The sequence below is a fragment of the Hwanghaeella sp. LZ110 genome (assembly GCF_048892525.1).
Classification (GTDB): domain Bacteria; phylum Pseudomonadota; class Alphaproteobacteria; order UBA8366; family Aestuariispiraceae; genus Pacificispira.
Genome location: NZ_JBLZHT010000021.1, coordinates 1 through 2,754 on the forward strand (window position 1 = coordinate 1; position 2,754 = coordinate 2,754).

General features: G+C 60.8%; 1 protein-coding gene. It reads left to right on the forward strand.

What is annotated here, in order from left to right; all coding sequences use genetic code 11:
- On the forward strand, positions 1–2,754 hold a 2,754-nt coding region (locus tag ACOSDM_RS20000), incomplete at both ends, for a beta strand repeat-containing protein (RefSeq protein ID WP_420726304.1).

The window sequence follows — 2,754 nt, forward strand, 5'->3', positions numbered from 1 at the left end:
CGACCGATGGTGAGAGTGGCGATACCAGCACCGTCACCGACACACTGAATGTCACTGTTGAGGCCGTTGCGGATGCGCCGACGCTCTCTGTCGATGCGGCAAGCGGCAGTGAAGACACAGCCATTGCTCTGGATATCAGTTCAGCCCTCACCGACACTGATGGGTCTGAGACCCTGTCTGTTGAGATCAGCGGCATTCCCGACGGCGCAGTCCTCACCGCCGATGGTGAAGCCGTCACAGTCACAGATGGTGTTGCCACGCTGACGCCTGCTCAGCTTTCTAATCTTACCATCACCCCGCCTGCGAATAGCAGCGAAGACTTCGATCTGACAGTCACAGCCACCAGCACCGATGGCACTGACACCGCCACGACAACAGCGACCCTGCCTGTGTCGGTTACCGGCGTCGCTGATGCGCCGACCCTCTCTACTGAGGCAGCAAGCGGCAGTGAAGACACAGCCATTGCCCTGGACATCTCCTCGGCATTGACCGACGACAGCGAGACCCTGTCTGTTGAGATCAGCGGCATTCCAGAGGGCGCGGTTCTGACCGCCGATGGTGAAGCGGTTACTGTCACCGATGGTGTCGCGACGCTGACACCGGCGCAGCTTGCCAATCTCACCATCACGCCGCCGGCGAACAGCAGCGATGACTTTGACCTGACTGTTACTGCCACCAGCACCGATGGCAGCGACACCGCGACGACGACCGCGACCCTGCCGGTTGCCGTCACGGGTGTAGCCGATGCGGCGACTGTTGCGACAGTGGGTGCGGCTGGATCAGAAGATACCGCCATTGCACTCGATATTGATGTCACCGGTGTTCAAGACGGTGACAGCGCGTCGATCACGATCAGCGATATACCGACGGGCGCCACCCTGTCGGCGGGGACCGTCAATGAGGATGGCTCTGTCACGCTGACACCAGCTGAACTCGAGGGGCTGACGATCACGCCGGCGGCCGACAGTGATGCAGACTTCACCCTCTCTGTTGCGGTCACCACGACCGATGGCGAGAGTGGCGATACCAGCACTGTTACCGATACGCTGGATGTCACCGTCGATGCCGTTGCAGATACACCGACGCTCAGTGTTGATGCGGCTTCGGGATCCGAAGATACAGCCATCGCGCTCGATATCAGTTCAGCCCTCACCGATACCGATGGGTCAGAGACCCTGTCTGTTGAGATCAGTGGCATTCCAGGCGGCGCAGTCCTCACTGCAGATGGTGAGGCTGTCACCGTGACCGATGGCGTTGCGACGCTGACACCGGTGCAACTGGCGAACCTGACCATCACGCCACCAGCCAACAGCAGTGATGACTTCGATCTCACGGTTACCGCGACCAGCACTGATGGCAGCGACACCGCGACGACGACCGCGACCCTGCCGGTCTCTGTGACCGGTGTTGCCGATGCGGCGACTGTTGCGACAGCGGATGCGGCGGGCAATGAAGATACAGCCATTGCACTCGATATCGATGTCACCGGTGTTCAAGACGGTGACAGCGCGTCGATCACGATCAGTGATATCCCAACGGGGGCAACCCTGTCTGCGGGCACCATCAATGAGGATGGCTCTGTCACGCTGACGCCTGCTGAGCTGGAAGGCCTGACGATCACGCCGGCGGCTGACAGTGATGCGGACTTCACGCTCTCTGTCGCGGTCACCACGACCGATGGTGAGAGTGGCGATACCAGCACCGTCACCGATACGCTGGATGTCACTATTGAGGCCGTTGCGGATGCGCCGACGCTCTCTGTCGATGCAGCAAGCGGCAGTGAAGACACAGCCATTGCCCTGGATATCAGTTCAGCCCTCACCGACACTGATGGGTCTGAGACCCTGTCTGTTGAGATCAGCGGCATTCCAGACGGCGCGGTTCTGACGGCGGATGGTGAAGCGGTTACTGTCACCGATGGTGTCGCGACGCTGACGCCGGCTCAGCTTGCCAATCTCTCCATCACGCCGCCGGCGAACAGCAGCGATGACTTTGACCTCACGGTTACCGCGACCAGCACTGATGGAACAGACACCGCGACGACGACCGCGACCCTGCCCGTCTCCGTCACCGGCGTCGCCGATGCGGCGACTGTTGCGACAGTGGATGCGGCTGGATCAGAAGATACCGCCATTGCGCTCAATATCGATGTCACCGGTGTGCAGGATGGCGATAGCGCGTCGATCACGATCAGCGATATCCCAGCTGGGGCAACCCTGTCGGCGGGGACCGTCAATGAGGATGGCTCTGTCACGCTAACGCCTGCTGAACTCGAGGGGCTGACGATCACGCCGGCGGCTGACAGTGATTCGGATTTCACCCTCTCTGTTGCGGTCACCACGACCGATGGGCAGAGTGGCGATACCAGCACCGTTACCGATACGCTGGATGTCACCGTCGATGCCGTTGCGGATGCGCCGACCCTCTCTACTGAAGCAGCAAGCGGCAGTGAAGACACAGCCATTGCGCTGGATATCTCCTCTGCCCTCACCGACACCGATGGGTCCGAGACCCTGTCTGTTGAGATCAGCGGTATCCCAGACGGTGCAGTCCTCACGGCGGATGGTGAAGCTGTGACCGTCACCGATGGCGTTGCGACGCTGACACCGGCTCAGCTTGCCAATCTCACGATCACCCCGCCTGCAAACAGCAGCGATGATTTTGACCTCACGGTTACTGCCACATCGACCGATGGTTCAGATACAGCCACCACGACGGCCACCCTTCCCGTCTCCGTGACCGGCGTCGCTGATG